Origin of the sequence: Pantoea sp. GD03673 (genome assembly GCF_029844725.1) — a bacterium.
Taxonomy (GTDB): Bacteria; Pseudomonadota; Gammaproteobacteria; order Enterobacterales; family Enterobacteriaceae; genus Pantoea.
The window spans coordinates 692369-704964 of the sequence record NZ_JAOCKJ010000001.1; the positions used below are offsets into that span (position 1 = coordinate 692369).

16 protein-coding genes are annotated in these 12596 nt (G+C 56.2%); 14 read left to right on the plus strand and 2 right to left on the minus strand.

Features of this window, described 5'->3' with window-relative positions:
• Positions 1 to 317: 317 nt before the first annotated feature.
• Positions 318 to 518: a hypothetical protein gene (locus N5J69_RS03260; protein WP_095707010.1), complete on the plus strand. Its 201-nt coding sequence runs from the start codon at positions 318 to 320 to the stop codon at positions 516 to 518.
• A gap of 54 nt (positions 519 to 572) precedes the next feature.
• On the opposite strand, the gene N5J69_RS03265 is transcribed toward N5J69_RS03260, so the two are convergent.
• Together N5J69_RS03265 and fliE are read right to left on the minus strand one after the other, a co-directional pair.
• On the minus strand, positions 573 to 914 hold the full coding sequence (locus N5J69_RS03265) for a hypothetical protein (RefSeq protein WP_279768029.1): 342 nt from the start codon (positions 912 to 914) through the stop codon (positions 573 to 575).
• Between the two features lie 216 nt (positions 915 to 1130).
• The gene (gene fliE, locus N5J69_RS03270) at positions 1131 to 1442 is read right to left on the minus strand and encodes a flagellar hook-basal body complex protein FliE (RefSeq protein WP_013358280.1); all 312 of its coding nucleotides are present in this window, start codon (positions 1440 to 1442) and stop codon (positions 1131 to 1133) included.
• Positions 1443 to 1674: 232 nt separating this feature from the next.
• Here fliE and fliF point away from each other — a divergent pair, with 232 nt between their 5' ends.
• From fliF to fliR, 13 genes are all read left to right on the plus strand, one after another.
• Entirely contained in the window at positions 1675 to 3402 is a 1728-nt protein-coding gene (fliF, locus tag N5J69_RS03275; RefSeq protein ID WP_279768031.1) for a flagellar basal-body MS-ring/collar protein FliF, read from the plus strand.
• A complete protein-coding gene (gene fliG / locus N5J69_RS03280; RefSeq protein WP_279768033.1) occupies positions 3399 to 4391 on the plus strand; it encodes a flagellar motor switch protein FliG in 993 nt (330 codons plus the stop codon). Before fliF ends, fliG begins: the two co-directional genes overlap by 4 nt.
• Entirely contained in the window at positions 4384 to 5076 is a 693-nt protein-coding gene (gene fliH / locus N5J69_RS03285) for a flagellar assembly protein FliH (RefSeq protein WP_107319850.1), read from the plus strand. Before fliG ends, fliH begins: the two co-directional genes overlap by 8 nt.
• Positions 5076 to 6437 carry a flagellar protein export ATPase FliI gene (fliI, locus tag N5J69_RS03290; protein WP_279768034.1) on the plus strand — a complete coding sequence of 454 codons (1362 nt, stop codon included), beginning with the start codon at positions 5076 to 5078 and terminating at the stop codon, positions 6435 to 6437. The genes fliH and fliI overlap by 1 nt, the downstream gene beginning before the upstream one ends.
• Positions 6438 to 6465: 28 nt before the next feature.
• On the plus strand, positions 6466 to 6909 hold the full coding sequence (fliJ, locus tag N5J69_RS03295; RefSeq protein ID WP_003854478.1) for a flagellar export protein FliJ: 444 nt from the start codon (positions 6466 to 6468) through the stop codon (positions 6907 to 6909).
• A complete protein-coding gene (locus N5J69_RS03300) occupies positions 6906 to 8192 on the plus strand; it encodes a flagellar hook-length control protein FliK (protein ID WP_279768035.1) in 1287 nt (428 codons plus the stop codon). The genes fliJ and N5J69_RS03300 overlap by 4 nt, the downstream gene beginning before the upstream one ends.
• A 129-nt stretch (positions 8193 to 8321) precedes the next feature.
• Positions 8322 to 8807 carry a flagellar basal body-associated protein FliL gene (fliL, locus tag N5J69_RS03305; RefSeq protein WP_279768036.1) on the plus strand — a complete coding sequence of 162 codons (486 nt, stop codon included), beginning with the start codon at positions 8322 to 8324 and terminating at the stop codon, positions 8805 to 8807.
• Positions 8808 to 8811: 4 nt separating this feature from the next.
• Positions 8812 to 9819 carry a flagellar motor switch protein FliM gene (gene fliM / locus N5J69_RS03310; RefSeq protein ID WP_003854473.1) on the plus strand — a complete coding sequence of 336 codons (1008 nt, stop codon included), beginning with the start codon at positions 8812 to 8814 and terminating at the stop codon, positions 9817 to 9819.
• Positions 9812 to 10222 (plus strand): flagellar motor switch protein FliN, encoded by a 411-nt coding sequence (fliN, locus tag N5J69_RS03315; protein ID WP_279768038.1) that lies wholly within the window; start codon positions 9812 to 9814, stop codon positions 10220 to 10222. The genes fliM and fliN overlap by 8 nt, the downstream gene beginning before the upstream one ends.
• A gap of 10 nt (positions 10223 to 10232) precedes the next feature.
• A complete protein-coding gene (gene fliO / locus N5J69_RS03320) occupies positions 10233 to 10631 on the plus strand; it encodes a flagellar biosynthetic protein FliO (RefSeq protein ID WP_279768039.1) in 399 nt (132 codons plus the stop codon).
• Positions 10631 to 11362 (plus strand): flagellar type III secretion system pore protein FliP, encoded by a 732-nt coding sequence (fliP, locus tag N5J69_RS03325; protein WP_010247675.1) that lies wholly within the window; start codon positions 10631 to 10633, stop codon positions 11360 to 11362. Before fliO ends, fliP begins: the two co-directional genes overlap by 1 nt.
• A 25-nt stretch (positions 11363 to 11387) precedes the next feature.
• Entirely contained in the window at positions 11388 to 11657 is a 270-nt protein-coding gene (gene fliQ / locus N5J69_RS03330) for a flagellar biosynthesis protein FliQ (protein WP_003854466.1), read from the plus strand.
• Positions 11657 to 12442 (plus strand): flagellar biosynthetic protein FliR, encoded by a 786-nt coding sequence (gene fliR / locus N5J69_RS03335; protein ID WP_279768040.1) that lies wholly within the window; start codon positions 11657 to 11659, stop codon positions 12440 to 12442. The genes fliQ and fliR overlap by 1 nt, the downstream gene beginning before the upstream one ends.
• Positions 12443 to 12596: the final 154 nt, after the last annotated feature.

The following is a 12596-nucleotide window of genomic DNA, read 5'->3' on the forward strand; positions in this document are numbered from 1 at the left end:
AACGCAGGTCACTATATGCCTTTTATTAATCAGTTCAATCGAATTTATTAATCGATGGATTGTTAATCGATAATCCCATCGACCGGAATGTGACCTGCCGCAGCCGATACGACAGCTTTGTCCATTTCTCCATCAGGTCTTTCCCGATAGGATGAGGGTGCTGCACACACCCGGACATCGAAAAATGACGTGTTCAGTATGAGAGAAACTCCGATTAGCCCGCCTCTGGCGGGCTTTTTTTCGCGCTTAATTCCGATGCGAATGCGGGATGTCAGGGCTGGTCTAGACTTAAGGCACTGGATAAAAAGGAGTGAATCATGTTTAAGCACAATACGAATGAAGAACGTAAGAAAGAAGGTGATGTCAGCAAGAGCCTGCCTGAAGCCGCGCCAAACGCGGGTAATGCATATGAAGAAGATGATCATCCTGCTACTGATGCGCCAAAAGATCATGGCGAAGTGCCGCGCAAAAATGATGACAGCCAGGATGATAAAAAAGATCCCTACAAAGCAGGCTGATGTGCAGATGGCGCGCCCGATGGGCGCGCAGGTTCGGGCAGGTCGCGGGGCGGGCTATCGGGCCTGCTCGCAATCGTAGAGTCCCCGTATGCGGATCTGACTCTGACTGGTGCGGACAATCTGTGCCCTTAGCATGCCTTTCCCATCGTGTGTGGTCTGCTCCATGTCTACCATCCCCGGCGCTTTGCTGTTTTTAACCAGCAGCTTTACCGTTGCGTTGTCGTAATCACCCTTCTCTCTGGCAAAAGTAACTTTCTGGGTTTTAGCACGTTCACCGTTCACGGAGAACCAGCCCTTTTTATCGCTTTTAAGATAAAACGGCCCGCACTGCGTGGCGGCGAAGCCTGACGCAGATAAGCTGATTAACGACGTGACAAGAATAAGTTTTTTAAGCATCGGGCTGACGTCCTGTTGATGGCAGATAAGGTGTCGCCTGTGCCAAAAAGCGACTTCCCTGCTGCACGGCGAATAACAGGAAGCAGTATAGCTAATGACGCCAGCATTATTGCCCGTGCAGGCTCATCGACTCAGCAAAAATCAGGGGTGATGCGGGCGTCTTACCGCCCTGATCCGCAACGACGCAGGTTAACGTGTTCAGCGGAATCCCATCACCTACACCTGCATATTCATGATTTCACTGTAAGCCGACACCAGCTTGTTTCTGACCTGAATGCCCATCTGCATTGAGATTGATGATTTCTGCAGATCGACCATCACATCATTCAGCGCGATGCCGGGTTTCCCCATTTCAAAATCCTGTGCCTGCGTGCGGGCGGTAGTCTGCGTTTCGCTGATTTTATCCAGCGCCGCTTTCATGGTCGCGCCGAAATCGATCTGATTCGTGGCTTCACTGCTGCGGTTGCTGGCCTGCAGTGAAGTCGCCTGAAGCTGCTGCAGTACGCCGTCAATTGCCTGTATGGACATGAACGATACCTTAATAGAGAGGGTGACATTTTTGATGTGGAGAAAAGTTAGCACGTTGTCAATGAGACAAAGCCGCTAAATAACAGCAAAAAACCTACCTTATCCAGCCATCGAATTTTGCTTATCACCTAATAATGCCTGGCATTGAAGTGGAAATTTTATCTACGCAGGTCAGGGAGTCTGTTTTGCCATCTCAACTTACCCGGTCAATTACGTCAGGCAGGAATCGGTCATGAATGCGAGCACAGCCGCCACAACAGAACAAGAAAAGAAAGGCTTCGGTGACCTGCTCGCTCGCCTGCGCGCAAATCCGCGTATTCCTTTAATCGTCGCGGCGGCTGCCGTGGTGGCGATCGTGGTCGCGATGGTGCTCTGGGCAAAGCAACCGAGCTATAGCGTTCTTTATAACAACCTCACTGATGAAGATGGCGGTGCCATCGTCACGCAGCTGACGCAGATGAACATCCCCTATCGCTTTGCCGAAAACGGCGGCGCACTGATGGTGCCGGAAGCGAACGTGCATGAGCTGCGTCTGCGTCTGGCTCAGCAGGGTCTGCCGAAAGGCGGCTCGGTGGGCTTTGAACTGCTGGATAAAGAAAAGTTTGGTATCAGCCAGTTCAGCGAGCAGGTTAACTACCAGCGCGCGCTGGAAGGCGAGCTGGCCCGCACCATTGAATCGCTCGGCCCGGTCAAAAGCGCCCGCGTTCATCTGGCGATGCCAAAACCGACCTTATTTGTGCGTGAGCAGAAATCGCCCTCCGCTTCTGTCACCTTAACCCTGCAGCCTGGCCGTGCGCTGGATGAAGGCCAGATTCAGGCCATCGCCCATATGGTCTCCAGCAGCGTCGCCGGTTTACCGCCGGGCAACGTCACTGTCGTCGATCAGACCGGTCGCCTGCTGACCCGTTCAGATTCTGCCGGTCGCGATCTGAACGACGCGCAGCTGAAGTACTCCTCTGAAGTTGAAGCACGCTACCAGCAGCGTATTGAAGCGATCCTGAATCCGATTCTCGGTCAGGGCAATGTCCATGCGCAGGTTACCGCGCAGATTAACTTCGACACCAGCGAGCAGACCGACGAGAAATATCAGCCTAACGCTAACCCGTCGAACACGGCGATCCGTTCGCGTCAGACCAGCACCAGCGATCAGTCAGGCAGCCCTTATCCGGGCGGCGTGCCGGGCGCACTCTCTAACCAGCCTGCGCCAGCTAACACGGCACCGGTCACGACGCCAAACAACAATGCGGCCAATGGTCAGAATGCCAATGGTCAGAACAACGCGGCGAACAACGGCAGCCAGACCACCAGCACCGCTTCGGCCAGCGCAGCACCGACCAACTCGCGCCGTGACGACACCGTCAACTACGAGCTGGACCGCACCATTCGTCATACCAAAGTCAACGTGGGTGACGTAGAGCGCCTGTCGGTTGCGGTGGTGGTGAACTTCCGTGCAGATGATAAAGGCAAAGCGGTTGCGCTGAACGAACAGCAGCTGAAGCAGATTGAAGACCTGACCCGCGAAGCGATGGGCTACTCCCAGACGCGTGGCGACAGCGTCAACGTGGTGAACTCGCAGTTCAACACCACGGAAGCCGTGACCGCTGACCTGCCCTTCTGGCAACAGCAGTCCTTCTTTGATCAGCTGATGAATGCCGGTAAGTGGCTGTTGATTGCCCTGGTCGCCTTTATCCTCTACCGGAAACTGGTTCGTCCGCAGCTGGTTCGTAAGCAGGCCGCAGAGAAAGCCGCCGCTGAAGCCGTTGCCGCACGCGCTGCTGCACAACAGCCGGAAGAAGAAGCCTTTAATGTACAGCTCAGCAAAGATGAGCTGGATCAGGAACGTAAGTCTAATAACCGCATGAGCGCAGAAGTGATGAGTCAACGCATCCGCGACATGTCAGAAAACGATCCGCGCGTTGTTGCGCTGGTGATTCGCGAATGGATGAGTAAAGAGCTATGAGTCTGACCGGAACCGAAAAAAGCGCCATCCTGATGATGACCATCGGCGAAGAGCGCGCAGCGGAAGTTTTCAAACACCTGAACCAGCGTGAAGTCCAGCACCTGAGCGCGGCGATGGCCAACATGCGTCAGGTGTCACACAAGCAGCTGACGGAAATACTGCGTGAGTTTGAAACCGATGCGGAGCAGTTTGCTGCATTGAGCCTGAACTCCAACGAATACCTGCGTTCGGTCCTGACCCGTGCGCTGGGCGAAGAGCGTGCCTCCAGCCTGCTGGAGGACATTCTCGAAACACGCGATACCACCAGCGGTATGGAAACGCTCAACTTTATGGAGCCGCAGGCTGCTGCCGACCTTATCCGCGACGAGCATCCGCAGATCATCGCCACCATTCTGGTCCACCTGAAACGTGGTCAGGCAGCCGATATTGTGGCGCTGTTCGACGAACGTCTGCGTCACGATGTGATGCTGCGTATCGCCACCTTTGGTGGTGTGCAGCCAGCCGCGCTGGCCGAACTGACCGAAGTGCTGAATGGCCTGCTGGATGGCACAAACCTCAAGCGTGCGAAGATGGGCGGCGTGAGAACCGCAGCCGAGATCATCAACCTGATGAAAACGCAGCAGGAAGAAGCAGTTATCGAAGCGGTACGCGACTTCGATGGCGAACTGGCGCAGAAAATCATCGACGAGATGTTCCTGTTCGAAAACCTGGTGGAAGTGGACGATCGCAGCATCCAGCGTCTGTTGCAGGAAGTGGAGTCCGAACAGTTGCTGGTTGCACTGAAAGGTGCCGAACAGCCACTGCGCGAGAAGTTCCTCAAAAACATGTCAGCCCGTGCAGCCGATATCCTGCGCGACGATCTGGCCAACCGTGGTCCGGTGCGTATGTCTGCCGTGGAAAACGAACAGAAAGCGATCCTGCTGGTGGTCCGTCGCCTGGCCGAATCAGGCGAGATGGTGATTGGTGGTGGCGAGGAAACCTATGTCTGATGCATTTTCTGCCCGCCCCTGGCAGCTGTGGCAGCCCACTGATTTAGGCCGCTTTGATGAGCCTGAACCGGAACTGCAGCCAGAAATTTTCGAGGCTGAAGACGGTGTTGATGAGCAGCAACAGCAGCTCGAACGTCTGCAGCAGCAGATGCGCAAAGAGGCACAGGGCCAGGGGTATAACGAAGGCTATCAGCAGGGCATGACCGAAGGGCAGAAAGCGGGCTATGACGCCGGTTTTCAGCAGGGACTGGCCGATGCCCAGCAGCAGCAGGCACCGCTTCAGGCGCGGATGCAGCAGCTGGTCACGGAGTTCCAGAACACGCTGGAGTCACTGGACAGCGTGATTGCGGCCCGTCTGATGCAGCTGGCGCTGGAAGCGGCTCGCTCCGTCATTGGTCAGGCCACCACGGTGGATGGCACGGCCCTGCTGCGCCAGATTCAGGGTTTACTGCAGCAGGAACCGATGTTCAGCGGCAAACCGCAGCTGCGCGTTCACCCGGACGACTTACAGCGTATTGAGCAGACGTTAGGTCCGACGCTGGATCTTCACGGCTGGCGGCTGATTGCTGACAGCACCCTGCACCCTGGCGGCTGCAAACTCAGCGCTGAAGATGGCGATCTGGATGCGAGTGTCGCCACGCGCTGGCAGGAACTCTGCCGTCTTGCCGCGCCGGGAGAAATCTGATGACAACCCGTCTGAACCGCTGGCTTGGCTCGCTCGACGCCTTTGAAAAGCGCATCACCCAGGTGCAACCGGTGCGCCGCTATGGTCGCCTGACCCGTGCTACCGGCCTGGTGCTGGAAGCCACCGGTTTACAGCTGCCGCTGGGTGCAACCTGCATCATCGAACGCAACGATGGCAAAACCATCAGCGAAATCGAAAGTGAAGTGGTGGGATTCAACGGTCAGAAGCTGCTGATGATGCCACTGGAAGAAGTGGACGGCATTTTACCGGGTGCGCGGGTCTATGCGCGCCAGAATGGCGACAACCCGCAGGCGGGCAAGCAGCTGATGCTGGGGCCGGAACTGCTGGGACGCGTGCTCGACGGCAGCGGCCGACCGCTGGATGGCCTGCCATCGCCGGACACCGGCTATCGCGCCCCGCTGATCACCCCGCCGTTTAACCCGCTGCAGCGTACGCCGATTACCGACGTGCTGGATACCGGTGTGCGTGCCATCAACGCATTGCTGACGGTAGGTCGCGGGCAGCGTATGGGGCTGTTTGCCGGTTCAGGCGTGGGGAAAAGCGTGCTGTTAGGCATGATGGCACGCTACACCAAAGCAGACGTCATCGTGGTCGGTCTGATTGGCGAGCGTGGCCGCGAAGTTAAAGATTTCATCGAGAACATTCTGGGTGCTGAAGGCCGCGCCCGTTCGGTGGTCATCGCCGCTCCGGCTGATGTCTCGCCGCTGCTGCGTATGCAGGGGGCCGCTTACGCCACCCGTATCGCGGAAGATTTCCGCGATCGCGGCAAACATGTGTTGCTGATTATGGATTCCCTGACCCGCTACGCCATGGCGCAGCGTGAAATCGCCCTGGCGATTGGTGAGCCACCGGCGACCAAAGGCTATCCGCCTTCTGTGTTCGCCAAACTGCCTGCACTGGTAGAGCGTGCCGGTAACGGCATCGACGGCGGCGGCTCGATCACCGCCTTCTATACCGTACTGACCGAAGGTGACGATCAGCAGGACCCGATTGCGGACTCCGCCCGTGCCATTCTTGACGGCCACATTGTGCTGTCGCGCCGGCTGGGTGAAGCGGGTCACTATCCGGCGATTGATATTGAAGCGTCGATCAGCCGTGCGATGACGTCGCTGATCGACGAGAACCACTATGCGCGGGTGCGCCAGTTTAAGCAGTTGCTCTCCAGCTTTCAGCGTAACCGCGATCTGGTCAGCGTTGGGGCCTATGCCGCAGGCAGCGATCCGATGCTGGATAAAGCCATCAAGCTCTATCCGCAGATGGAAGCCTTCCTGCAACAGGGCATCTTTGAGCGCAGCGATTACGACGACGCCAGCCTGCATCTGCATGCGCTGTTTGGCTAGTCACACGACTTAACGCGAGGTAACGGCAATGAAAACTGCAAATGCCATTGATACGCTGCGCGACTTAGCGGAGCAGGATCTCGAACGCGCCGCCATCTATTTAGGCGATATGCGTCGCGGACAACATGCCGCTAACGAGCAGCTGACCATGCTGCTCGATTATCAGGACGAGTATCGTAACAAGCTGAACGATGACATGTCGTCCGGCATCGCCAGCACCCGCTGGACGAACTATCACCAGTTTATTCAGACGCTGGAAAAAGCCATTGAGCAGCATCGCAATCAGCTTAATAACTGGAATCAGCGGCTGGAGCAGGCGCTGATCAACTGGCGCGACAAACAGCAGCGGCTGAACGCCTATCAGACTCTGATAACGCGGGCAGCGGAAAATGCATTACGACAGGAAAACCGTCTCGATCAGAAACGGATGGACGAATTTGCTCAACGGGCCGCATCGAGGAGAGGCGAATGATTACGCTGCCAAACATTGGCATGAAAGCGGCGGTAAAAACCGACGCAGAACCATCAGGCGCAACGGACCTTGCAGCAGGTGCGGATGCCCTGCCGCAGGACTTTCTGACCACGCTGGGAAACCAGCTGATCGGCCTGGCAAAACAGCAGGGAAAAGCGGCGCAATCCGCTGACCTGAAAGCAGAAACTGCCGACGATGCCCGTCCCAAAGCGCCCCTGAATGCGCTGATGGCGGCGCTGGATAATCCTGCTGAACTGACCGCCCTGTTTAAACCGGAAAATATTAAAGCTGGTACAAAATCAGCCGATGATAAAGACAAGCCGGAGGCAGCACCCTTAAGCGCCAGTGACCTGCAGAATGTGCAGGCGCTGTTCGCCATGTTACCGGCTGCTACAACGGCAACGGCCACGACCAGTACGCCGGTCAGCAGTGAGTCGGGCGAACTGATTGCCCAGAGCGATACCGCCCGTAAAACACAGGCCTCACTGACGCAACTGCTGAACAGCGCGCAGGAGGACCATGCACCGGATAGCGCTGTGCCGGGTAAAAAAGATGAGAAGAATGACGCTAAAGGTGCCGCGCTGAACGCCCCTGTTGTGAACAGCACAGCCAGTCAGAGTTCGGCCGCCGCGCAAAGTGCGAGCAGCAGTGGCCTGACGCTCGACAGCAGTTTCCAGCAGGCGCTGAGCAACCTGGTTAAGCAGGATGATCAGAGTGCGATCAAAGCCAGCACCAGCGATAACACGATCAACGCCACGCCGTTCGCCAGCGCCAGCAATCTGCCCGCGCCGGTGACCGCCTCCGCGACCAGCAGCACCCCGTCCACCCCGATGCTGAATGCGCAGCTGGGCAGTGACGAGTGGCAGCAGGCGCTGAGTCAGCAGATTGTGATGTTCAGCCGCAACGGCCAGCAGAACGCGGAGTTGCGTTTACATCCGGAAGACCTTGGCGCTATCCAGATCAGCCTGAAACTGGACAACGACCAGGCACAAATTAGTCTGGTTTCCAGCCATAGCCACGTCAGATCGGCGCTGGAAGCCGCAATACCGCAGCTGCGCAGTGCGCTGGCAGAAAGCGGTATCAACCTGGGCGAGAGTCAGGTGAGCAGTGACAGTTCCGCGCAGGGCCAGAGCTTCCAGCAGCAGCAGGAGGCGCGCCGCGATGGACAGCATGGCCGCTTCTCCCTCTCCCAGGGCAGTGACACCGACATAACGCCGATTGCCGTTCCCGCCGCCCTTCAGGCTCGCGTCTCCGGCAACAGCGCCGTCGACACTTTTGCCTGACAGCGACAAACGCTGAAGGTAAGCGTAAAACCCGCGTCTTTTCTTCCCATTGGTTTGACTTAAGACGCGGGATAATCTGTCCCGTGAGCCGAGAGGCTTGCCCATAATTCACAGGAAGTAACTGCAACCATGTCTGATAACGCGAAAGCAAAAGGCCGCAAACGTAAACTCTTAATTCCGGTGTTGCTCATTGTGACGCTGGCCGCTTGCAGCGTGGCAGGCTATGCAGTCTGGCGAATGATGAATAAACACGAGGGCGATAAGCCTGAGGTGGCGAAAGTTGAACCGCCTCCCGCTCCGGTCTTTTTTGCACTTGATACATTTACGGTTAACCTGGTCAATCCCGACAACGATCCTGACCGCGTGCTTTACGTAGGCTTTACCCTGCGTCTGGCCGATGAGGATACCCGGCGTCGGTTGAATGACTATCTGCCTGAGGTGCGCAGCCGTCTGCTGCTGCTGCTCTCGCGTCAGAGCGCTGCGGCGCTGGCGACAGAGCAAGGAAAACAGGCACTTGTTGAACAAATCAAACAGGTGCTGACACCTCCGCTGGTAAAAGGTCAACCTCCGCAGGCTGTAAACGACGTGCTGTTTACTGCCTTCATTTTGAGGTGAATCAATGGGCGATAGCATTCTCTCCCAGGCTGAAATTGACGCCCTTTTAAACGGCGACAGTGGCAGCGCGGAAGAAGAAAAGAAACAAAACGGGCCGGAGGGCGATATTCGTCCTTACGACCCGAATACCCAGCGCCGCGTGGTGCGCGAGCGTTTGCAGGCGCTGGAGATTATTAACGAGCGTTTTGCCCGTAGTTTCCGTATGGCGCTGTTTAACCTGCTGCGCCGTAGCCCGGATATCAGCGTCGGGGCGATCAAGATTCAGCCGTATCACGAGTTTGCCCGCAATCTGCCGGTGCCAACCAACCTGAATCTGATTCACCTGAAACCGCTGCGCGGCACTGCGCTGGTGGTGTTCTCACCGAGCCTGGTGTTTATCGCCGTCGATAACCTGTTTGGTGGCGACGGACGTTTTCCGACGAAAGTCGAAGGCCGTGAGTTTACCCATACCGAGCAGCGCGTTATTCGCCGCATGCTGAAGCTGGCGCTGGATGGTTACAGCGACGCATGGAAGGCTATTTATCCACTGGACGTTGAGTATGTACGTTCAGAGATGCAGGTGAAGTTCACCAACATTACCACCTCACCGAACGACATCGTGGTTAACACGCCGTTCCAGGTGGAGATTGGTAACCTGGTGGGTGAGTTTAACATCTGCATCCCGTTTTCAATGATTGAACCGCTGCGCGAGCTGCTGGTGAACCCACCGCTCGAAAACTCCCGTCAGGAAGATAATCACTGGCGCGACAACCTGGTTAAACAGGTGCAGCACTCGGAGCTGGAACTGATTGCTCACTTTGCCGAAACATCACTGCGTCTGTCACGGATCCTGCAGCTGAAACCCGGTGATGTGCTGCCGATTGAGAAGCCTGAACGCATTATCGCTCATGTCGATAGCGTCCCGGTCTTAACCAGCCAATATGGCACGATGAACGGGCAATATGCGCTCCGTGTCGAACACCTGATTAACCCGATTTTGAATTCGTTGAACGAGGAACAGCCCCATGACTGACAGTAATAAACCGTCTGACGATATCTCTGCGGACGATCTGTGGGCTGAAGCGATGAATGAGCAGGTCGGCAGCAGCAGCAGTGCGCCGCAGACCGATGACGTCTTTAAGTCATTCGACACCGGCAACGTGGCGGGATCGCTGCAGGATATCGATCTGATTATGGATATCCCGGTGAAACTCACCGTCGAACTGGGTCGCACCAAGATGACCATCAAAGAGCTGCTGCGCCTGACGCAGGGTTCGGTCGTATCACTGGACGGCCTGGCAGGTGAGCCGCTGGATATCCTGATCAACGGTTACCTGATTGCGCAGGGTGAAGTCGTGGTCGTGAACGACAAGTATGGCGTGCGTATCACAGACATCATCACCCCGTCTGAACGTATGCGTCGTCTGAGTCGCTAAGAGTCACATTATGAATAGCCAGAATCAAACGCTGCAACCGGCTGCACCGCACGCACAGGCGATTTCGACCGGTTCTATGCTGGCCCAGGTCAGCAGCGTGTTAGCCGTCATTATTTTATTGATTCTGGCCTGCGCCTGGCTGGCACGCCGTGCCGGCTTCGCGCCGAAAAAGGTCAGTGGCCAGGAGCTGAAGCTCACGGCGAGCGTCTCAGTGGGTCAGCGTGAGCGGGTGGTGATTGTTGATACTGCCGATGCGCGCCTGGTGCTGGGCGTCACTGCCCAGCAGATCACCCATCTGCATACGCTGCCGCCGGGCGAACCGGTCGCGGTGACGCCGGTGAAGGCTGCGCCACAGGATTTTCGTCAGCTGTTACAGAATCTGGTCAAACGTCCCGGAAAACCACAATGATGCGTCGACTGCTTCCTTTACTGCCACTGCTGTTACTGGCACCGGTTGCCCATGCCCAGCTGCCGGGCCTGGTGAGTCACTCGCTGCCCAACGGCGGTCAGAGCTGGTCACTGCCGGTTCAGACACTGGTCTTTATCACCGCGCTGACCTTTATTCCGGCCGTGCTGCTGATGATGACCAGCTTCACCCGTATCATCATTGTGTTTGGTTTGCTGCGAAACGCCCTGGGAACGCCGTCGGCACCGCCTAACCAGGTCCTGCTCGGACTGTCGCTGTTTCTGACGTTTTTTATTATGGCACCGACCTTCGACAAAATTTATCAGGACGCTTATCTGCCGTTTAGCCAGGACAAGATCAGTATGGAGGTGGCGATTGATAAAGGTGCTCAGCCGCTGCGCGAGTTCATGCTGCGTCAGACCCGTGAAGCGGATTTAGCCCTGTTTGCCCGTCTGGCGAATACCGCGCCGATTGCCGGTCCTGAAGCGGTGCCCATGCGTATTCTGCTGCCCGCTTATGTCACCAGCGAGCTGAAGACCGCGTTCCAGATTGGCTTCACCGTGTTTATCCCGTTCCTGATCATCGACCTGGTGGTAGCCAGCGTGCTGATGGCGCTGGGGATGATGATGGTGCCGCCCGCGTCCATTGCGCTGCCGTTTAAACTGATGCTGTTTGTTCTGGTCGACGGCTGGCAGCTGCTGGTCGGTTCGCTGGCGCAAAGTTTCTACTCCTGATCCCCCTTTCTTACCGGAGCAACACATGACACCCGAATCAGTAATGGTAATGGGACAGGAAGCGATGCGCGTCGCCCTGATGCTGGCCGCCCCGCTGCTGCTGGCTGCGCTGGTCAGCGGTTTGCTGATTAGCCTTATCCAGGCGGCGACCCAGGTCAACGAACAGACCTTATCTTTTATTCCTAAGATCCTGGCGGTTGCCACCACCGGTATCATTGCCGGCCCGTGGATGCTCAATCTGCTGCTGGACTATATCCGCACCGTCTTTACTAACCTGCCTTATATCATCGGCTGATGATTACTCTCGACAGCAGCCAGCTGGTTCAGTGGGTCAGCCAGTTCTTCTGGCCACTGGTGCGTATCATGGCTTTATTCGCCACCGCGCCGATCCTCAGTGAACGATCCGTCAGCAAACGTGTCAAAATCGGTCTGGCGGTGATGATCACCTGGCTGCTGATGCCGCTGTTACCAGCTGTTAATGTCACCCTGTTTTCCCCTGCCGGTTTCTGGCTGCTGATTCAGCAGATGCTGATTGGTATCGCACTGGGCTTTACCATGCAGTTTGCTTTTGCTGCCGTGCGTCTGGCCGGGGAAGTGATTGGTCTGCAGATGGGCATTTCGTTCGCCACCTTTTTTGATCCTGGCAGCCGTCTGAACATGCCGGTGCTGGCCCGTTTTCTCGACATGCTGGCCATGCTGCTGTTCCTGACCTTTAACGGACATTTGTGGCTGATCTCGCTGCTGGCGGACAGTTTTCATACGCTGCCGATTGGCGGTCATCCGCTAAATGCCAACGCATTTATGGCGCTGGTGAAATCCGGCGGATTAATTTTCCTTAATGGCATGATGTTAGCGCTGCCCTTAATCGTTTTGTTACTCATGGTAAATCTGGTACTGGGTTTGTTAAACCGTGTTTCACCACAGTTATCAATCTTCGCAATTGGCTTCCCGATTACCTTATCAGTCGGAATTTTAACCATCAGCTTGCTGATGCCCCTTCTGGCCCCGTTCTGTGAGCATTTGTTCGGGGAAATATTTGATTTACTCGCCCTGTTCCTGACAGAACTATCCCGCCCCTGAACATTAAGTTTCTAACTAACTTTGCATAACGACACTTAAGTATCCCAAAACCATCCGTGCATTTTCCGAACCATGTTTTCCAGAATGCAACTAAGGAAATTCTGATAAACGTGCAGATAGTCTGAAAATAATTCTTATTAAACCGGGCTTCGCG

Coding starts and splice junctions, on each gene's coding strand:
- N5J69_RS03260 (WP_095707010.1), top strand. CDS start 318: ATGTTTAAGCACAATACGAATGAAGAACGTAAGAAAGAAGGTGATGTC.
- N5J69_RS03265 (WP_279768029.1), bottom strand. CDS start 914: ATGCTTAAAAAACTTATTCTTGTCACGTCGTTAATCAGCTTATCTGCG.
- fliE (WP_013358280.1), bottom strand. CDS start 1,442: ATGTCCATACAGGCAATTGACGGCGTACTGCAGCAGCTTCAGGCGACT.
- fliF (WP_279768031.1), top strand. CDS start 1,675: ATGAATGCGAGCACAGCCGCCACAACAGAACAAGAAAAGAAAGGCTTC.
- fliG (WP_279768033.1), top strand. CDS start 3,399: ATGAGTCTGACCGGAACCGAAAAAAGCGCCATCCTGATGATGACCATC.
- fliH (WP_107319850.1), top strand. CDS start 4,384: ATGTCTGATGCATTTTCTGCCCGCCCCTGGCAGCTGTGGCAGCCCACT.
- fliI (WP_279768034.1), top strand. CDS start 5,076: ATGACAACCCGTCTGAACCGCTGGCTTGGCTCGCTCGACGCCTTTGAA.
- fliJ (WP_003854478.1), top strand. CDS start 6,466: ATGAAAACTGCAAATGCCATTGATACGCTGCGCGACTTAGCGGAGCAG.
- N5J69_RS03300 (WP_279768035.1), top strand. CDS start 6,906: ATGATTACGCTGCCAAACATTGGCATGAAAGCGGCGGTAAAAACCGAC.
- fliL (WP_279768036.1), top strand. CDS start 8,322: ATGTCTGATAACGCGAAAGCAAAAGGCCGCAAACGTAAACTCTTAATT.
- fliM (WP_003854473.1), top strand. CDS start 8,812: ATGGGCGATAGCATTCTCTCCCAGGCTGAAATTGACGCCCTTTTAAAC.
- fliN (WP_279768038.1), top strand. CDS start 9,812: ATGACTGACAGTAATAAACCGTCTGACGATATCTCTGCGGACGATCTG.
- fliO (WP_279768039.1), top strand. CDS start 10,233: ATGAATAGCCAGAATCAAACGCTGCAACCGGCTGCACCGCACGCACAG.
- fliP (WP_010247675.1), top strand. CDS start 10,631: ATGCGTCGACTGCTTCCTTTACTGCCACTGCTGTTACTGGCACCGGTT.
- fliQ (WP_003854466.1), top strand. CDS start 11,388: ATGACACCCGAATCAGTAATGGTAATGGGACAGGAAGCGATGCGCGTC.
- fliR (WP_279768040.1), top strand. CDS start 11,657: ATGATTACTCTCGACAGCAGCCAGCTGGTTCAGTGGGTCAGCCAGTTC.